16 protein-coding genes are annotated in these 19,067 nt (G+C 59.9%); 9 read left to right on the top strand and 7 right to left on the bottom strand.

Features of this window, described 5'->3' with window-relative positions; translation table 11 throughout:
• Nucleotides 1-28: 28 nt before the first annotated feature.
• Entirely contained in the window at nt 29-1,195 is a 1,167-nt protein-coding gene (locus Q1A53_RS04950; RefSeq protein WP_299963541.1) for an alpha-hydroxy acid oxidase, read from the top strand.
• Here Q1A53_RS04950 and Q1A53_RS04945 read toward each other — a convergent pair.
• Nucleotides 1,192-2,355, bottom strand: a complete 1,164-nt coding sequence (locus tag Q1A53_RS04945) for an MFS transporter (protein WP_299963538.1) — start codon at nt 2,353-2,355, stop codon at nt 1,192-1,194. The genes Q1A53_RS04950 and Q1A53_RS04945 overlap by 4 nt on opposite strands.
• A 149-nt stretch (nt 2,356-2,504) precedes the next feature.
• Between Q1A53_RS04945 and Q1A53_RS04940 the strand changes: the two genes are divergently transcribed.
• The 5 genes from Q1A53_RS04940 (at nt 2,505) to Q1A53_RS04920 (ending at nt 6,016) form a co-directional block, all read left to right on the top strand.
• Nucleotides 2,505-3,170, top strand: coding sequence for a 50S ribosomal protein L25/general stress protein Ctc (locus Q1A53_RS04940; RefSeq protein WP_299963536.1), 666 nt, complete (start codon nt 2,505-2,507; stop codon nt 3,168-3,170).
• Between the two features lie 111 nt (nt 3,171-3,281).
• Nucleotides 3,282-3,995 (top strand): aminoacyl-tRNA hydrolase, encoded by a 714-nt coding sequence (gene pth / locus Q1A53_RS04935; protein WP_299963534.1) that lies wholly within the window; start codon nt 3,282-3,284, stop codon nt 3,993-3,995.
• Complete coding sequence (locus tag Q1A53_RS04930) at nt 3,992-5,026, top strand: DUF2332 domain-containing protein (RefSeq protein WP_299963532.1); 1,035 nt, start codon at nt 3,992-3,994, stop codon at nt 5,024-5,026. The genes pth and Q1A53_RS04930 overlap by 4 nt, the downstream gene beginning before the upstream one ends.
• Before the next feature lie 92 nt (nt 5,027-5,118).
• Entirely contained in the window at nt 5,119-5,490 is a 372-nt protein-coding gene (locus tag Q1A53_RS04925) for a DUF2237 domain-containing protein (protein WP_299963530.1), read from the top strand.
• A gap of 163 nt (nt 5,491-5,653) precedes the next feature.
• Nucleotides 5,654-6,016 carry a hypothetical protein gene (locus tag Q1A53_RS04920; protein ID WP_299963528.1) on the top strand — a complete coding sequence of 121 codons (363 nt, stop codon included), beginning with the start codon at nt 5,654-5,656 and terminating at the stop codon, nt 6,014-6,016.
• A gap of 608 nt (nt 6,017-6,624) precedes the next feature.
• On the opposite strand, the gene Q1A53_RS04915 is transcribed toward Q1A53_RS04920, so the two are convergent.
• The gene (locus Q1A53_RS04915; protein WP_299963526.1) at nt 6,625-9,189 is read right to left on the bottom strand and encodes a calcium-binding protein; all 2,565 of its coding nucleotides are present in this window, start codon (nt 9,187-9,189) and stop codon (nt 6,625-6,627) included.
• An 873-nt stretch (nt 9,190-10,062) separates the two neighbouring features.
• Between Q1A53_RS04915 and Q1A53_RS04910 the strand changes: the two genes are divergently transcribed.
• Nucleotides 10,063-10,992, top strand: coding sequence for a glutathione S-transferase C-terminal domain-containing protein (locus Q1A53_RS04910; protein ID WP_299963524.1), 930 nt, complete (start codon nt 10,063-10,065; stop codon nt 10,990-10,992).
• A gap of 216 nt (nt 10,993-11,208) precedes the next feature.
• On the opposite strand, the gene Q1A53_RS04905 is transcribed toward Q1A53_RS04910, so the two are convergent.
• The gene (locus Q1A53_RS04905; protein WP_299963522.1) at nt 11,209-12,435 is read right to left on the bottom strand and encodes an MFS transporter; all 1,227 of its coding nucleotides are present in this window, start codon (nt 12,433-12,435) and stop codon (nt 11,209-11,211) included.
• A 66-nt stretch (nt 12,436-12,501) separates the two neighbouring features.
• Between Q1A53_RS04905 and Q1A53_RS04900 the strand changes: the two genes are divergently transcribed.
• The gene (locus tag Q1A53_RS04900) at nt 12,502-13,494 is read left to right on the top strand and encodes a GlxA family transcriptional regulator (protein WP_299963520.1); all 993 of its coding nucleotides are present in this window, start codon (nt 12,502-12,504) and stop codon (nt 13,492-13,494) included.
• A 162-nt stretch (nt 13,495-13,656) separates the two neighbouring features.
• Here the strand turns inward: Q1A53_RS04900 and Q1A53_RS04895 are convergent, their stop codons facing one another.
• Nucleotides 13,657-14,559 carry a LysR substrate-binding domain-containing protein gene (locus Q1A53_RS04895; protein WP_299963518.1) on the bottom strand — a complete coding sequence of 301 codons (903 nt, stop codon included), beginning with the start codon at nt 14,557-14,559 and terminating at the stop codon, nt 13,657-13,659.
• A gap of 71 nt (nt 14,560-14,630) precedes the next feature.
• Between Q1A53_RS04895 and Q1A53_RS04890 the strand changes: the two genes are divergently transcribed.
• Nucleotides 14,631-15,674 (top strand): isocitrate lyase/phosphoenolpyruvate mutase family protein, encoded by a 1,044-nt coding sequence (locus Q1A53_RS04890; RefSeq protein ID WP_299963516.1) that lies wholly within the window; start codon nt 14,631-14,633, stop codon nt 15,672-15,674.
• Nucleotides 15,675-16,304: 630 nt separating this feature from the next.
• On the opposite strand, the gene Q1A53_RS04885 is transcribed toward Q1A53_RS04890, so the two are convergent.
• From Q1A53_RS04885 to Q1A53_RS04875, 3 genes are all read right to left on the bottom strand, one after another.
• Entirely contained in the window at nt 16,305-16,664 is a 360-nt protein-coding gene (locus Q1A53_RS04885) for a hypothetical protein (RefSeq protein WP_299963514.1), read from the bottom strand.
• Nucleotides 16,665-16,867: 203 nt separating this feature from the next.
• Entirely contained in the window at nt 16,868-17,692 is an 825-nt protein-coding gene (locus Q1A53_RS04880; RefSeq protein ID WP_299963512.1) for a metallophosphoesterase, read from the bottom strand.
• A 68-nt stretch (nt 17,693-17,760) separates the two neighbouring features.
• Complete coding sequence (locus Q1A53_RS04875) at nt 17,761-19,023, bottom strand: extracellular solute-binding protein (protein ID WP_299963510.1); 1,263 nt, start codon at nt 19,021-19,023, stop codon at nt 17,761-17,763.
• Nucleotides 19,024-19,067: the final 44 nt, after the last annotated feature.

Below are 19,067 nucleotides of genomic sequence, written 5' to 3'. Positions count from 1 at the left end.
CCTTTTCTTACCAAATTCAGGAACTCTCATGCCCATCATCACCAGCATCGCCGATCTGAAAAAACTGCACGAACGCCGCGTGCCGCGGATGTTCTTTGACTATGCGGAATCCGGCAGCTGGACGGAGCAGACGTTCCGCGAGAACACCAGTGATTTCGATCAGATCCGCCTGCGCCAGCGTGTGGCCGTCGATATGACCGGGCGCAGTACGGCGGGGCAGATGATCGGCGAAGACGTGGCGATGCCCGTGGCGCTCGCCCCCGTTGGCATCACGGGCATGCAGCACGCGGACGGCGAGATGAAGGCCGCCCGCGCGGCGGAGAAATTCGGCGTGCCTTTCACGCTCTCCACCATGTCCATCAATTCCATCGAAGATGTGGCGGGCGCCACATCGAAACCTTTCTGGTTCCAGCTCTATATGATGAAGGACACCGACTATGTGAGCCGCCTCATCCAGCGGGCCAAGGATGCGAAATGCTCGGCACTGGTGATCACGCTAGATCTGCAGATCCTCGGGCAGCGGCACAAGGACATCAAGAACGGGCTCTCCACCCCGCCCAAGCTCACGCTCAAGACCATGGCCAATCTGGCAACCAAATGGGCCTGGGGTATCGAGATGATGACCGCCAAGCGCCGCGAATTCGGCAATATCGTGGGCCATGTGAAGGGCATCTCCGATCCCAGTTCGCTCAGCGTCTGGGCGGCGGAGAGCTTTGACCCCTCGCTCGACTGGGACAAGATCGCCCAGATCAAGGAGGAATGGGGCGGAAAGGTGATCCTCAAGGGCATTCTGGATGCAGAAGATGCCAAGATGGCGCTCAAGGTGGGCGCGGACGCGATCATCGTCTCCAACCACGGGGGGCGGCAATTGGACGGTGCGCTCAGCTCGATCCGGATGCTGCCGGCCATTCTCGAGGCTGTGGGGGATGAGATCGAGGTGCATATGGACAGCGGCATCCGCTCTGGTCAGGACGTGCTCAAGGCGCTGGCAATGGGGGCCAGGGGCACCTACATCGGGCGCGCGTTCATCTATGGTCTGGGGGCGATGGGCCAGCAGGGGGTGACGCGCGCGCTGGAGGTGATCCACAAGGAGCTCGACACCACGATGGCGCTCTGCGGTGAGACCAACGTGGCGGATCTGGGGCGGCACAACCTGCTGATCCCCGAAGGTTTCGAAGGACGCTGGCAGACCTAGTCCAGCACCGGACGCGCTGCGATCCGTGTAGCCAGCAGGGGGACAAGCGCGCCGATGCTGAAAGTCAGCAACCCGGCGACGACCCAGAACCCGGCGCGCAGGCCAAGGATCTCGGACGTGAGCCCCATCAGCGGCGGGGCCACGAAAAACGCGCCATATCCCAGAGCCGCTGCCCGGCTGATCGCGGTCAGCCGGGCCTTGGGCGGCACGATCCGCCCGACAAGCGCCAGCGCCAACGGCGCCACCACGGAGATCCCCAGACCGGCGAGCGCAAAACCCAGATAAGCCACCCCGAGCGTTGGCGCTGCGCCGACCAGCACGAGCCCCGCAGCCGCCAGTAGCGACGCCGCGGTGATAAAGGGCAGCGCGGGCAGCCGATTGGCCAGAAAATGCCCGGTGAGACGCCCGATCCCCATGCTGAGCCCCAGCAGTGCGGGTCCCAAGGCACCCTCCGCCGGACCACCGCCCAGCGTCCTCTCCAGATGAAGGGCAGACCACCCTTCGGCGGAGGCTTCGGCAAGGAAGGCGACCAGCACGATTGCACCTGTGCCCCAGACGAGCAGATGCGGCAGCGGGGCGTCTGTCTCGATCTCTTCTGAGGGCAGATCCGGTGCCCGTCGCTCCAGCATCGTCCAACCTGCCAGCAGGGACAGCGTGACCAGCAGTGAAAATACCTGTGCCGGTGACCAGCCAAGCTCGCGCAGGGCGCCCGTAGTCAGCGCGCAGCCGGCGTAGGAAAAGGAGAACATCGCATGGTTGAGGTTCATCAGATGCCGCCCCGATGCGCTCTCGATCTCGCTTACGCGCACGTTGACCAGCACATCGGTCACCCCTGCCCCAACCGATGCCAGCGTCATCGCCAGTCCAAAGGCTACGAGCGCCGAGGACATGCCCGCCGCCAGCATCCCTGCGGACATCAAAAGCGCGCCCAGCGGCAACGCCCAGCGACCGAACATCCCATGCGCCAGCGGCGCCAGCCACATGGCCGCCAACGCGCCCAGAGACGCCAGCAGCATCACCCCGCCATAGACCCCGTCAGAGGCTCCCACAGCAGCCTTGATCACCGGCATCTGGGCGAAATAGCTCGACCAGGCCGCGCCAACGATGGCGAAACCTGCCAGCGGTTTGCGCGACAGCCACAGATCTGTCCGAATACTCATCCGCCAGCGGTTGCACGGGGACTGCGCTACTGCAAGAGAGGCCTTGCGAAAAACCTCTTTTCACAGGCTCGGAACCGGTCTATACGCGCGACTTCACGCGGGGCTACAGCCTTGGAGGAGCCCCGCCCTAATCAAATTGGAGACGAACGATGGCTGGAGAAATACCAGATCTGATCGCTCAGGAACGGACGGGGACAGGCAAGGGCGCCGCTCGTCAGGCACGCCGAGACGGCATGGTTCCTGGGATTGTGTTCGGTGGTGACACCGATCCGCTGCCCATTAACATCCCGTTCAACGTGCTGATCAAAAAGCTGCGCGCCGGGCGGTTCAAGTCGACCCTGTTCAACATGAAGGTCGACGGGCACGACGATGTCCGCGTGATCTGCCGCGACGTGCAGCGCCACGTGGTCAAGGATCTGCCCACGCACATCGATTTCATGCGCTTGAAACGCACCACCAAGATCAACCTCTTTATCGCGGTTGAAGTCGTGGGCGAAGAGGAAGCGCCCGGGATCCGCAAGGGCGGCGTGCTGACACTGGTACGGCCCGAGGTGGAACTGATCGTGACCGCGGGCGACATTCCCGATCACATCGAGATTGACGTGTCCGAAATGGAGATCGGCGACAACCTGACGATTTCCTCCGTCAAGCTGCCCACCGGCGCCAAGCCAACGATCGACCGCGACTTCGTGATTGCGCAGGTCGCAGCACCCTCCGGCCTCGCCTCGCAGGATGACGACGACGAAGATGTGGACGCCGATGAGGTACCCACCACAGAGATGGGCCCGCCCGACGGAGAGCAGTCCGAGGACTGATCCCGCCGCTGTCAGATATGACACGATCAAAATACGGGGCCCGTCGCGGCCCCGTATTTCGTTTCGCACCCTGGCTTGCTATGCTCTACCGCAATATCGAGGAGAGGCGCGATGAAACTGATCGTGGGTCTGGGCAATCCCGGCGCCAAATATGCTGGCAACCGGCACAACATCGGCTTTATGGCGCTGGACCGGATAGCGCAGGATCACGGCTTTGCGGCGTGGAAGGGCAAGCACCAGGGCAGCGTCAGCGAAGGGCGCTTTGGCTCTGACCGGGCGGTGCTGCTGAAGCCCGAGACCTTCATGAACAACTCGGGTCAATCGGTGCAGGCGGCCATGCGGTTTTACAAGATCCCGGTGGAGGATGTGATCGTCCTGCACGACGAGATCGACCTCGCCCCCGGCAAGGTCAAGCACAAGCAGGGCGGCGGGCACGCGGGCCACAACGGTCTGCGCTCGGTTCACGCGCATATCGGGCCGGAGTACGCCCGGGTGCGTCTGGGGGTGGGTCATCCCGGTCACAAGGACGCAGTGCCCGGCTATGTTCTGCGCGATTTCGCCAAAGCGGACGCGGACTGGCTGGAGGATGTGCTGAGGGGGGTCAGCGACGGTGCACCGCATCTCGCCGCGGCTGATCCCGCGAAATTCATGAACGCCGTTGCGCTGCGGGTGAACCCGCCGCGATCCGGCACCGGCAAACACGCAGCATCCGCTGCCAGCAAACAGGTGGCATCCCCCAAGAGCATGCCATCAGCACCCGATCCTGCGCCAGAGCTGCCTGACACCCGCTCGCCCATGCAAAAGCTCATGGACCGCTTTCGGTGAATCTGCGCGACGCCTTCGCGCATCAGTCGCTCAGCTGCGCGGCGCTCGGATCGCCCTTCATGGCGCAGTTGATGGAGCTGCTGGCCGCCCACTGGCCCGATGGCCCCTTGGCCGACCATCTGACCCAGTTCGAGGGGGATCTGGGGCCTGCGGGCGCCTCACTGCCCCTGCGTGTCGCAGGCGGATTGCACGCGCTGGTTCTGTCAGGGCGCGACCCCGATCTGGCGGCGCTCTATCCCCCGGCACAGACCGACGAGACGGCGCTGCGTGACCGGGTTCTGACAGCGTTTGAGACCCACGCCGATTTCCTGATCCAGTGGACTAAGACTGCGCCCCAGACAAACGAAGTGCGCCGCTCAGCCGCCTTGATGGCCGGGGCATGCGTGGCGGCCGATCACGCCAAGCGGCCGATCGTGCTATCGGAGCTTGGGGCGAGCGGTGGGCTCAACCTGATGTGGGATCACTATGCGCTGGATCTGCCGTGCGGCGTGCTGAGCGCGCCGGACCCTGTGCTGCGCCTGACGCCGGAGTGGAGCGGCCCGGTGCCCAAGGGCCCCCTGCCCCGCATCGCGGCGCGCGCGGGCGTCGATCTCTCTCCGCTTGACCCGACACAGGCAAAGGACATGCTGCGTCTCACGGCCTATCTCTGGCCCGATCAACCGGAGCGTCTGGCACTGACCCGTGCGGCAGCTGCGGTGATGACCGCACTCATTGACCGCGGCGATGCCATTGACTGGCTGGAGCAGCGCCTCCACGACGTGCCGGAGGGCCACTTGCACCTGATACAGCACACCGTCGCGTGGCAGTATTTCCCGCCCCACGCACAAGCGCGCGGGCAGGCGCTGATCGAGGCAGCAGGCGCGCTGGCCACGGAAAACCGCCCGCTTGCCTGGCTGAGCATGGAGAGCGATGGCGATACGACCGGAAAGATAGGTGCCGCTGTCACCCTGCGGTTCTGGCCCGGAGATCTGCGTCTGTCTTTGGGACGCGCGGATTTTCACGGACGCTGGATCCAGTGGACCCAGGGCTGATTAATCCGGCATGGCAAAGCAACGCGGCGGTACTATCTTTTCCTTGGCAAACGAACCCTTCCCGAGGAGTCCGACGCACGGAGGAGTCACAGATGGACCAGGACGACAGCATCAACGTGCTCGGACAGACGCTCGCGGTCTGCGGCACCGATCCGGTCACGGGCTTTTTCCGCGACGGGCATTGCAATACCTGTGCCGAGGATCAAGGCAGCCACACGGTTTGCGCCGTCATGACCGAGGAATTCCTGGCCTATTCCAAATACGTAGGCAACGATCTCAGCACGCCGCGGCCGGAGTTCGGCTTTGCAGGTCTCAAGCCGGGGGATCCATGGTGTCTGTGCGCAGGCCGCTTCCTACAGGCACATGACGAGGGCTGCGCCCCGCGGGTCAACTTGTCTGCGACCCACAGACGCGCATTGGACATCGTGCCCATCGAAGTATTGGAAGCAAACGCCCTGGAGTGATGAGACGCTTTGTGCACCGCCAGGTGACCGGAGGGCTCCACAGATCCGTCGGAACCGGTCGTAGGCCAGCGTGTCTGCGAGATGCACCCTAATCGCATCATGAACCTGACCCGGCCCGGACGAGCCGTCGAGACTTGGTCTTGGGGCGGGCGAGCAGTCGCGCATGACAGTCTGTGCCGCCACCACTTACCTAGAACTGGATCTCGAGACTGATGAAGGCTTCCCATGCAACCGGGTTCAGGCAGGATCAACCACAGCGGGACTAAAGCATTTCGAACCTCTGGACTGTGGTACTGATTTTACACATGAATCCATGAAATCCTGCTGGTTCGAAGTATTTGCGGGCGAAACTTCATGCTCACGTGCAGTGTATCCACAGGCTGCAGCGTCAACGTCCAACGCAGCTTTTGCGCTTCCAGATGGGATCGCAGCACGCGACAACCGGCATCTGGTGGACGCTCGAAGATGGTTCGATGCACTGCTGTCTGGGCTTGGTTGGGCGGCGTTGCTCGGTCTGATCGAGTAGTGAGACGATAAAGTTGCGGGATTTCGAAGACACTTCCTATCGAGGCCCTGCAACTTCGATGATAGCGACGCCGACCGGCGCGCCGCTCTTCTAAGTCACAGGGATCAAACGAAGAACTGCTACGCCCTCTGGCGCGATACACTCGTTGGCCAAGCCACTCTCCTGCCGCAATTGGCCAGCGCTACAGACAGGACGATCACCGACGGCAAATCTCTCAAGCACCGCACGGTAAAGATCGAACGACCACCAGAGTTCCGCTATTTCGCAGCGCCTCGCATGAACCGCGTCCAAACACTGACCATCTCAACACGTAGCCAGCAAACGAGCTAAACGTGTAGTATGCTTTATGTGTCACGCCGCAATCGGCATTGCAGACTTCGAGCCGCGACATGACCAATGGTAGCAACACCCTGCGAGATGACCCTGACCATCGACGGCTATAACGTACTCCGGACATTCAGCTCGGTGTTCACTTTCCGCCATCGCGATCCGCACTGCTGTACAGCACGTGCAGAACCGGGTCACAGGCCGGGCAAACGGCGGCGAAGCACGCTGCCGCATGACATCCTTCGTGCAAACTGCGTTTCCTTCTGAGACCTTACCGCGTCTCAGAACAGGAAATCGTCTGCGGTATAGTCCGCGGCTATTGTGCCAGCACCGTCATTGATGCGCACCTCAAGATCGATGGCGCCGTCGCCGTCCACTTCGCCATAAAGCCGCGTCTGACCGCCGAACTCCTGCACCCACAGCGCACCCGCACCGAAGCCCAGACCCACCGCGCTCGTCACCGCTCCCAAGAAGGTAAAGGCCTGGCTACCGCCAAGGATCGTGTTGGCGTCGATACCCGAGAGGTCGATCACGTCCCCGCCAAAGATGCCAGCACCCTCGAAGCCCGCGATGGTGTCCGCCGCGCCGAAGGCCGAGTCCGAAAGCGCTTTGAAGTCAAAAGTGTCAAAACCACCGCCGCCATTCAGCAGATCCGCCCCGCCGCCGCCGATCAGCGTGTCGCCCTGCGCGCCACCGAAGAGCGTGTCGTTACCCATACCGCCGTCGAGGTAGTCGGAGCCGTCGCCGCCGAAGAGCGTGTCGTCCCCGCCCTGCCCGTAGAGCTCGTCGTCCTGCTGCTGGCCGTCTATCAGATCATCGTCGTTGCCGCCGAACATCCTATCATCGTTCGAACCGCCGAACATCCGGTCAGCGCCGTCGCCGCCTTCCATGAGGTCATTGCCACCGCCGCCGTTGATCTCATCGTTTCCGGCGCCGCCCAGCAGGGTGTCGGCACCGGTCTCGCCAAAGATCTCGTCGTCGCCGTCCTCGCCGTCGACAAAGTCCGCCCCACCGCTGCCGAAGAGCCGGTCGTTTCCGGCGCCGCCTCGAACGGTATCATCGCCCTCGCCACCGAAGGCGGTGTCGTTTCCGTCACCTGCGTTGATCACGTCATTGCCGAATGCCCCGCCGATGGTGTCATCGCCCTCACCGCCGTTGATCGTGTCATTGCCGTCTTCGCCAAAGAGCTGGTCGTTGCCATCGCCACCTCCGATTACATCGTCACCGTCCTGGCCGTAGACGGTATCCGCGCCACCGCCGCCCAAGATCGTGTCGTTCCCCTCACCACCGTTCAGCGTATCGTTGCCGTTCTCGCCATTAAGGATGTCATCACCGCGCTGGCCCCGCACCACATCATCGCCGTCTCCGGCAAAGACCGTGTCGTTACCTTGCCCCGTCTCGATCTCGTTGCGCAGAGAAGACCCGGTTATGGTGTCATTGCCTTTGCCGGTGATCAGGTTCTCGATATTGAGGACCGCCTCGGCCTGCGTCGCAGGCGCGCCTGGATAGCTCGTCTCTCCCGTTTCGAGATTGATGGTGTAGCAGACCGTAACGGCCCGGGTGTCCAAGGTATCGATGCCCGTTTCACCGTCAATGGCGCGGAAATCGCCCGTGGCGGGGAACTGGGCTGCCAGAACGAACCGATCGTTGCCGCCACCTCCCCGGAAGTCACCGCTGGCCGAGGTGTAGATCACATCATCACCGCCCTGGCCGAGGATCGTGTCCCCCGGTGCCCCTTGCAACACAATCGAGCCGTTTACACCTGTAGTGATCGTATCGGTTGCGAGGAAATTCGCGCGGATCTGACCGTAATCGTCAGGGTCTATAACCTTGCCGCGCGGATCCCAGATAGACGCATAGTAGTCACCGCTGTCCCGTATACTTTCGCTGCGCTCGGTTACCAAGACAATCCGGCCGTCCGCCGTGACCGTCATTGCCGGGATCGCGGGAAATGACGTTACCGCGCTTTCATCCGCAAGAAGAAACAATTCACTGGCACTGGTAGCGTCGGCGTTGAAGAGTTGCATGAAGTAGCGGGCGCTCCCGGCTTCAAACAGAATGGCGAAACCACCGTCCGGCAGAGCCTGCACCAAGGGGCGTGTTGCGTTCTGACCCTCAACCACAATCGGGCCGGTGCCCCCCACCAACTGACCGTCGCTGGCATACACCTGGGCGGTAATCGCCTTTTGCTCCAGTAGCACCTCGTTGACGACGACAAATCCACCACCTGCAAGGCTTGCGATACCTTCCGCGATCACCGGTATTGAGGTGTCTACCGCGGTCTCAGAAAGCAACAGATTATTTTCAGAAACGACGGATACGTAAGCGCTGGTGCCATTCTTGATGAGTGAGGCGAAGCTTCCGTCGCTCAGAACCACAACATCGGAGATTGAGTTGATTGTAGAATTATGTGCTGGATTCTGCTCGGAGAACGTCGGCGAAAACACATCATTCTCATCGATGATGCGCGCGTTGAACTCCCGGTTAGAGCTAAGGGATGTCGTATACGCAACAAATATGTCATCGTTGGTGGGCGTGAGGTTCACTGCAAGTTTTGCGTTATCAAATCCGCGTTCAGCGGTGACCGACCCGTATACATAGGACAGGTCTTCGAAGGTTCGTTCGATCCGGATCGCCGAAGAACGAAGCTCGCCGTCTGTGTAAGCCAATACGAAGCCATCATGCGTCGGCGCCAGGGTGAAGGATTTCTGGTCGCCCAGTGTCACCGCTCTGTTCAGAAAGAAGGAATCGTAAACAACTTTTCCGTCCGCGTCATAGATTTTACCGATGATATCGCTTCCGGTACCGCCGACGGCTTGCGCCTCACGCAAGCCCCACGCAAACATGAGCCCTCCGTTGGCCAATCCGATCACCTCGAAGGAAGACTTGCCCCCTTCACTCGCAGCTCCGGTCGTAATCTGAAATGGCGCACGCCAAAGGGTCGGGATCGTCATAACAAGTCCAATGGTTAAAAACTGTTGACCATTGAATAATGAGGCTCGGGTCCGGCGGCAACGCAAATCCACGCCCGAGCAAGAAAAACGCCAGATCTGTGGAATATAGTCGTCATATCCTGCACTGCTGTTTCCTTGCTGTCGCAGGGTTGCGGCACGTCTGCTTTTCGGTGACCAAGCCCGCGAAAACCAAGCTGAGCCGTCAAAGAAGGTAGTCTGCGGAGGTATAGGCCTTGATCATGTCCTCGGTCGAGGCGGACAGGTCAACGATGCGTCGCGGCTGGTGAGCGCGCAAAGCGAGGTCTGTTTGTCAGCGTCAAGCGCCGCGGCAGCTCAGGAAGCCGAAGACGTTGTCCCCTGCAGCAACGATATCGGCGTCGATGACCGTTGGGTTGATGACCCCCGCCTGTGACTGCGATCCATAGGGCACCCAATGAAGGCTATTGCAGAAATCGGACTACACATCGGCGTTCGAGGGACATCCCCGGTCAGCCTTAGCAACTGCCCGTGCGGCTACTTCGGTCCCCGACCGACGGTGTGTTCGTGCGGTTTCTCCGACATCCCGTGTTGGCTGACGATGCAACGGGCTATCTTATGGGCAGCATACATATAGCGCACCGCGGTGCTGCGCCCGGATTATCGTGGACTGACCCGGGTCACGCCGGCATCCGTTCCGACGTCGAGGCGGGGCAGAGTTGCTGTTGCGCCGACGGTTGCTTTTAGTGTCAGGTAGAGCCTTCCAATCCTCAAAAAAGGTGGGCGTGCATGGGTATGCTGATAGATGGAAAATGGGATGATCACGCGGACCGCTCGATGGTTTCGGGCACCTACCGCCGAGAGCAAAGCGCCCTGCCCACATCCATCCAACCAGAAGTCTTGCGCCACTTGTTGGAGGAGCGTGGCCGTTTCTTTCTGATCGCGTCGGCAAGCTGTCCCTGGTCACATGGTGCTGTGATCGCTCTTGTGCTTTCAAAGATGACCGACGCTGTGCAGATCCAATGGGCTGGCGGTCCACGCCGAGAAGGTTACGGCCTCCTGCCCGGCGGGCCGCTTCCCGATCGCGCGCAGTTCACGCATGTGCATCAATTCTACACCTCCACGGTGTCCGACTACACCGGGCGATCAACGGTCCCGATCTTGTGGGATGCGAAGCAACGCAAGATCTTATCGAACTCATCGTCTGACATTATGCGGGCGTTCGATGCGGTAAGCCCATCAATTGCTCTGCGGCCAGAGGAGTTCGGCGACGAAATCGACGTGCTCACCCAGCATATTTTCGACGGCCTTTCGAATGCGGTCTATCGCGCCGGGAAATCCCAACGGCAAGGCGACTATGATGCAGCCGTTGACCTTGTTTTTCACACGCTGGACGAATTGGAAACGCGGCTCGATGGCAGAACCTTCCTGTTCGGAAACAACCTAACGCTTGCTGATGTTAGACTGTTTGCGACCTTGGTCCGCTTCGATACGGTATATGCGACACATTTTCGCTGTACCCGCCGGAGATTGGTGGACTACCCGCACCTGTGGCGTTTCACGCGCCAGGTAGTTCAATTGCCAGGTATTCGCGAGACGGTGGATTTTGAAGAAATCCGCTTCGGTTACTACGTGAATGACGGCACTCACAATCCTTGTGGTATTATCGCTCAGCAGCCCGACATAGACTGGGAAAGCCGGGAAGGCATTTCTGAGTAGCTGACACCCACAGCATCGGCTGCCTGGGACTGATAGTACTGAAAGACTGCGCGTTCTTTTGAAAATGTACGGAAGAATTGCCCATGATGACCGCTCTGAAAACGAACGGAGGGGGCGTCGGCCAAGGCCCATGTCCGGCCTTACGAAAGGCGCCACCCGGCACTCGGTTTCAATTCAGCTGGTGCGGCAGGTTCTGGTGAAATTCAACGACATTTCTCAGACCTGCAAAAGGCATCGGTCTTGCGGTTTGTCTTTCATCAAAAACACCAGGGCACCCGCACATACGGCCAGCCAGACAGAAGACCACCAAACCCAATCATATTGGGCATAGAGATCAAAGAGAACTCCTCCGAAATAGGCACCGGCAGCGGCTCCGATCTGGTGTCCTGCGGAGATCAGGCCAAACGCCAATCCCATAACTCCCCTGCCGATATGGGAGGCCACAAGGCTCGCCGTCACCGGCACTGTCGAGTAGTCCACCAGACCAAAGAGGATCGAGAAGAAGATCAAGGTCTCAAAGCTGGCACCGACGTTGAGCAGGATGACGAAGGTAAGACCGCGCACCAGATAAATCATCCCCAACAGCAGCGGCCTGTTTACCCGATCGGTCAGCCACCCCGCCAAGATCATCCCGACAAGGTTGATTGCCGACAAGAGACCGTAGGCCGTTGCAGACGGGACCGGTCCGAACCCGCAAAACGCGGCATAGGGCAGAAAGTGGGTCTCGATCACGCCAGAGGTTGTATAGCCGCAGATGAAGTAGCTCCAGAACAGGATCTGAAACGCCGGCAGTTTCAGAATGCTTGTTAGGTCCCGCCACAGTGTACCGGTGGACCTGTTCGCTGCTGAGCCGTCGGTCGTGCCCTTCGTGGTCTTGGGAAACCAGCGAAAGACACACCCCATGACAACGAGTGTTCCAATGCCAAGTGCGACAAAGGCCAACCGCCAGTCATAAGCGCTGATCAGTACAGCCAGAAGTGGAACAAAGATGAATTGACCGCCTGTGGATCCCGATGTTGCGATGCCGGTCGCCAGACCTCGGTCTGTTTTGACTTCCTGTTCAACGGCGGTGGAGACCACATGGGTGGCGACGAGGCCAAAGCCGACGGCTGCAATGCCACTGAACGCCAGAAGGAAGGCAATGGGGTTGACGGTCGCCGCAACCAGAAAGCACCCGGCGGCCAGCGCCCCGAGCCCGATCAGCAGGATTGCCCGCGCGCCTTGTTTGTCGACGAGCCGCCCACCAAACGGAGCAATCGCGGCCATGACCAGGAGGGCGCCCGCCGCAGCACCTGACGTGAAGCTCCTGGACCAGCCGAGCTCCTGTTCCAATATTGGCATGACCAGCCCCAAGGCCGCTCTTGCTGAAAATGTCAGGGCAAGGGCGACGAAAGACAATCCGATGATGAGTGCTGCGGTCTTGTTTTGGGGCTTGAGGGTCAACTGACTGGCTCCGCTATCTAGGGCCAGATCGGTTTACATGCCGCCGGAATTGGCATAAATGACAATATGCAGTCAAAAACAGCCAATCCCGTGCACCGCGTTGTCTTTGTCATCTACCCGGGTGTCACGCTCCTTGATGTCACGGGACCGCTGCAGGCGTTCTGCAGCGCGAACAACACCGAAATCGCCGGTGGTCGGAAACGCTACCAGATCGACGTGGCATCCCCGGGTGGCGGTCCGGTTCTTACAGACTGTGCGGTGGAACTTGGCAGCGTCTCTCTTGAACAGGCTGCCAGTGAACCGATTGACACCCTCATTGTCGCCGGTGGCAACGGGGTATTTGATGCGGTGGAACAGAAAGACCTTGTGGATTGGGTCAGAACGACCAGCCAAGGGTGCAAGCGGATTGCCTCGACGTGCATGGGATCGTTTCTAACCGCAGCTGCCGGGTTGATCAACGGGCACAGCGTCACCACCCATTGGCGTCAGGTGGATGAACTGAAGCGGCGCTTTCCTGAAATCGACGTCAAGCGTGATCCGCTTTTCGTCCGAAACGGGAATATGTGGTCGTCCGCCGGTGTGACGGCTGGTATTGATCTCGCGCTGGCGATGATCGAAGAAGACATGGGCCACGAAGCTGCCATGCAGGTTGCACAGGCGCTGGTCGTATTTTTCAAACGACCGGGCGGACAAGCCCAGTTCAGCGACGCACTCAACATTCAGGCTGCGGAAACCGAAGGATTATTCGCGGACCTTCATGCCTGGATCGCCGGACATCTGCAAAGCGATCTGAGCGTTCCGAAACTGGCAGAACGGATCGCCATGAGCCCTCGTAGTTTCTCCCGGAAGTACAAGGAGAAAACGGGTATGACGCCCGCAAAGGCTGTCGAGATCATGCGTGTGGATGCAGCGAAACGCGCCCTGGCCCGAAGTGATCTTCAACTGGCGAAAATTGCCTTTAACACCGGTTTCTCCGATGAACAGCGTCTTCGACGGGCCTTCCAGCGGCACGTAGGGGTCTCTCCCTTGGCTTACAGAGACACGTTCGGCGAAAACTAGTGCTCTACACGCCTCGAAGTCTTGCGCAGTCATGAACCACTCCGCGGAGACATCACAAATCGGGCTCGATCCTAACATCCACAGTGATCTGGGCGGCGGCTCGAAACGCACGATGAACCGATTTCCAGCCTGGATAAATAGCGCCTCTGCAATCGGTCAACTTCATGTCCCGACTGCATTTCCCCGAGGTTTGCCCGCCAGCTTTGACAAAAGATAGTCGGCGACGAGCGAGACATGCGCTTCGCTTATGGTCGACCGGTGGACAGAGATCACCACATCAGGCAGCGCAGGAAAGCCCGGCCTGCCGTCTATGACCTTGAGGCTGGGCGGGATGGTCGAGGCTTCCATCACAGACACGCCAGAGCTCTCAAGTATGGCCTGCTCTATCAATCCGATACTTCGGGTGGAATAGGCCACATGCCACGTACGGTCGATCCGCCGCAATGCGTCCAGGGCGATGTCGCGGCAGACACATCCTGCTGGAAACAGTACCAGTGACAGCGCCGCCGCCGGGTCGTCCGAATAGTCAGGCGCGGCAACCCAGTGAAGCGGCTCGTATCGCGCGATCTCACCGGCGACGGCGGTCGTTTGATGGGTCGCCAAGACGACATCAAGACCCCCGTTGTCTATTTGGGGCAGCAGGTCACAGGTATTATCACATGTGACTTCCAGCTGGAGTCGGGGATGTTCCTTGCGAATTGCCGAGAGAACTGGCGGCAACAGGAATGCCGCGTAGTCATCTGGGGCACCGATCCGGACCAGTCCCGCTGCCTCAGGCCGTTGAATGTGGGAAAGGGCAGCGTCATTGGCAGCAAGGATACGGTTGGCGTAAACCAGCAAGGATTCCCCGGTCCGAGTAATCGACACCGACTGCCGGCTCCGGTCGAACAGGCGCTTGCCGACGATCTCTTCGAGCCGCTTGATCTGGAGGCTCACTGCCGACTGGGTACGGCCGATCGCAATCGCTGCTTTCGTAAAGTTGAGGTGCGCCGCCACGGCCACAAATGACCGCAGAAGATCGATTTCGAGATCGCGTTTCATGCCTTTGTCATATTCAATGCTCATCACATTTAGCAATATAATTCATTTCCTCAATCCATAGGAATGCCTCTAACCTGACTTCGGAGGTGATCGGGATGCTGGGAATTCTCGCTCGAAGCATGTTTGTTGCAACACGCACGTCTCCTTTGGAAACGCGCCAGCACGGACGGGAATGCCATCTGGCGCCACAGGGCGAAATCAACAAAGAGCCCGTCACACTGAAGGAGAGACGCCAGCATATGCCACCAACCTCGCATCAGCAGAAACTTGATGTGTTCACGCAGCTTCACCACGCGCCGGGTGCATTTCTGATGCCGAACGCCTGGGATGCTGGCACCGCTCGCATTCTGGAAGGGCTGGGCTTTCCAGCTTTGGCCACGACAAGTGCGGGGCTGGCTTTTTCGATGGGGTTGCGGGATTCCAGCGGCAGCCTTTCGCGCCGACAGGTTTTGGACAACGCCCGTTCGATTGTCGACGCAACGTCCCTTCCCGTTTCTGCAGATCTCGAGGACGGTTTTGGCGCATCGCCCGACGATGTGGCGCAAACGGTGCGCGAAGCAGGCGAGATCGGCTTGTGCGGTGGCACCATCGAGGATTCGACCGGCGACCCCAGCAACCCGATCTTCGACCTCGAGCTTGCGGTCGACAGGATAAGAGCGGCCGTCGAGGCCAAGCCATCAAAGCAATTCCTGATCACCGCAAGGGCGGAAAACTATGTTTATAGCCGCCCTGACCTGGGCGACACGATCCGACGCCTGAAAGCCTTCGAACAGGCTGGTGCGGATGTTGTCTATGCTCCGGGACTGCCGGACATCCAATGCGTTCAACAGGTGTGTGCAGCGGTTACTGTACCCGTCAACGTGGTTGTGGGGCTTTCCGCCGCGACCTATTCGGTAAACGATCTCTCAAAAGCCGGGGTACGACGGATTAGCACCGGTGGCTCGCTTGCACGGGCGGCCCTTGGTGAAATGATCCGGGCCGCAACAGAGCTGAAAGAGCATGGAACTTACGATTACGCTGAAAAAGCGATATCGGATGCGTCTGCCGCCGGTCAAATGAGAACAGGGGTGCGCCGCGCACTCACGCCGAACCGGCAGATGAAGGCATCGAAGTCTGGCGCAAACGCACCGAGCGATTGATGAAGGCCACAAGCTTGAAGCGTGTCAGACGACGACAGCTCGTGTTGACGACTGAATGCAATCCGCGCGCCCGGCCAATACGTGATCCGGTGGATCGCGCCTTCTATGCCGATGCGCCGCACGTGTTGTGGGTTGCGGACATCACCAGCGTGCCAGCCCGCGCAGGCCTTCTGTATCTGGCCGTCGCATCATCAGCCCGGCCCTAGGCAATGACCTTAAACCGCGGCGTGTCACCGACGCCATGAAAGGATCGCCCCCAAAAGGTGCGAAACTATAGGCCCGTACCCCTCCACGAAATTTGAGGAAATCCATAGTCCGAAGCTGGACTGGACCTTTGCAGTACCGCTGTGGCAGTCGGTTTCCGCCCGCGCTTGCCGCGCGCGGAAATTCTGGTGCCACGTGAACCAACGAAACGCTGGAAAGAGCGCGCAACCACTGCAATCGCGCAAACAGCGTCCGCGATCGCTCTCGCGCCGCATGCATTCTTTGCCCGGGTAGAGGGTCTGGAAAATAGGCGGGACCGGTGAGGAAGTGATCTGACCAGCGTCCTTATCCAGAACCGGGATCCGGCAGCGTGCTGGCAGCGCGGCGCTCTATTACAGTCGATGGAGCAACGATCCATTGCCGGGCTCAAAAGGCGGATGTGACGTCCGAAAGCGCGCCCGTGACCGGCAGCACCCCTGACATGGTCTTCAGTCGGACGTTTTCGCTTGGGCCGGGTGGTATGGGAAGGGATGAAACCGACGTCTGGGTGAATAGGCAACGTACTGCCTTTGGTGGGCCGTCGACGAGCGGGGTCCGCTGACCGCCATCAAACCGACTGGATGTCGGAAAACCGATGCGGTAGAGGGTTTCATGCGCCCGGCAAGAGACACCGTGCGCTGCTGCTGGTCGATGTTTATCGCGGCGGACAAAACCCACAATTGCTCCCAGATAATAGGGGAAATGCGCGTTGTGAGCGGACCCGATGATCGTATCCGGCAGGTTCACCTGAGCCACCTGCATACCCGGATCGAAGAAATCGCGCGGCTCCGGAACGGGTCCTTGGTCCAAAACGCAGCTTTTGAGAGTTATCCCCGAACAGAAGACCTTGACCGACGCCGAAACTCACCACGCAGCAAAACGGTTTGCACATCCTTTACGTGTTCAGACGAACACCGCATCAGTGACAGACATCCCCGGGGGTATTGACGTCATCGCGCCATCGTCATGCGGTCCCAGTCGGCATAGTCGGGAGTACCTTCGCCGACAATCTCGCCCTCGTAGCCGAACTCGACCATGTGAGCCATGGTTGTCGTGGGCGTCGCGAAAATAACACTATAGGCCTCGGTTAGCGCGGCTGACGACAGCAACCGTGTTGCACCGAAATCTGGCCAACCTGCATGGTTCGTGCCCCGCGGGGCGGAGACCGGAATGCCGTGCAGTGATCCGGTTAACGGCAGATGGCAATGACCATGAAAAATGTGGCGGATCTTGCTGTGATTGAGCGCCACCGTATCCGCAAAGCGGTCGGCATCCAGCAGCATGATCTTGTCCATCGGCGCGATGCGGATGGGTACCGGGTTGTGGTGCATGAAGATCCAGAACGGGCCATTCGTCAGGTCGAGCTGGGCTGAAAGCCATGCCCGGCGCCGCGCACAAAAATGCCCCGCGTGGGTTTCCGGGCCCCATGTGTCAAGGCAAAGCGCCGTTCCAATCGGTAACGGCACCGCGTATTGCACAAAGCCTTCTTCGTTTACGCACTCGGGAAACGTCGTTGCAAAGGTAGGCCGGTCATCGTGGTTCCCGATCATGAGGTGCACAGGCATGGGCAGCCCCGCAAGTTGCGCCTTGAGCCGCGCATAGTCATCGGCATCTCCCCAGTCCGATAGATCGCCGGTGATGAAGAGCGCCGTGGCATCGGAATGGTGCTCCATGGCATGGGCCAACCCCTTGGCAAAGTTCGCATTGGGATCGCGCCCGCCGATGGTTTCCCCAGGTGTTGTCTGGTGGATGTCGGTGAAGTGCAGCAATTTCATGAATGTCGCCTCAGTCTCGCGCGGAAGGTTCCGGGGGACAGCGCATGCCCGCCCCCCGGAGCATACTGTCAGGAGCCTGACGGCAGCAGATCCTGCACGTCGTCAGTCAGGTCCTTCTGCAGTTCCTTCATATCGTCGAATTCACCGGTCACGATACCTTCGAGCCCATCGTAGATGATCTGCGTCGCGGCCAGACCATTATCACCAGGATAGGCTTGCCACTCGCGCAAAAGCGGCAATTGGCGCACAGCCGTCGCCTTGGCCGGGTTTTCGGCATAGAAGTCGGCAAGAATAATCTCATTCGCCGCCTGGTTTGGCGGCATGTAACCGGTGGTGCGTGCCACGTCGGCAGCACCCTCACCCGAGGTAATGAACTTTAGCCAGGCCCAAGCGGCTTCCAGTTCAGCGGGGTCTTCGGAGGTGGACACCAGCATGGCCGAATTGCCGCCTGCCGGAAGACCCATCGGGCCAGACGCTTCAATTCCGGGGAATTCGCTGGTCACCAGCGTGAAGTCCCCCATGGCCCGCTCGACCGCGCCAACCGCGGAGGTCGACCAGTACATCATCCCCAGATCACCGGCCGAAAACGATGCAAGCGCCGCTTTCCATTCCAGGTTCTGCATCTCGCACCCCTGAAAGATGTCCTGCATCGTCGTGAGCGCAATCAATCCCTCCTCCGTATCTAACTGAAGGTCAGCATTCTGAACGGTAGGCTTGTCCTGGCTCCACATCAGCGCCTGCAGGAACCAGTTGCCCGTGATGTTCCAGCCCCAGAACATCGGGTTGTCGACACCCGCTTCGCGCAGATTGACACAGGCCTGAACCACTTCTTCCCACGTCGTGGGCAGATTGGTCTTGTCATAGCCGGCCTTGGCCATCACTTCCATGTTGTAATAACCCACAGGCAGCGAAATCGAAAACGGCAGCCCGTAGACCGCGTCATCAAAAGTCCCGAGATCAAGCATCGCCTTGTGATATCCGTCCTTGGCGAAATCGGCTTCGGCGGAGATGAAAGGCTCAAGCGACTTGGCGATGCCCTTTTCCACAAGGATCGCCTGACGGTTCAACCCCTGCATGGTCACATCAGGAAGCGTACCCGCAACCGCTTCGCGCAGAATGGTGTTGGTGCCATCCTCGTAGCTTTCATAGGTGGCGCGCATCTTGATCTCGATGTTCGGATGCGCCTGATAGAATTTGGGCAGGATCGCCTCATAGGTCACGTCGAAAAGGTGGCTGTAAGGATAGGCGAACTCAACAACGATCTTGTCTTCGGCCATCGTCGCGGTGGTGGCCGCGAGCACAAGGCCCATTGCAGTCAATGCATGTTTCATTACGGTACTCTCCTGTTGCGGGGCCTGACGGTTTGGCGATTGGC

It is taken from the genome of uncultured Roseobacter sp., assembly GCF_947496515.1.
Classification (GTDB): domain Bacteria; phylum Pseudomonadota; class Alphaproteobacteria; order Rhodobacterales; family Rhodobacteraceae; genus Roseobacter.
Note: the sequence above shows the minus strand (reverse complement) of the source record. Positions and strands in the feature narration are given on the sequence as shown.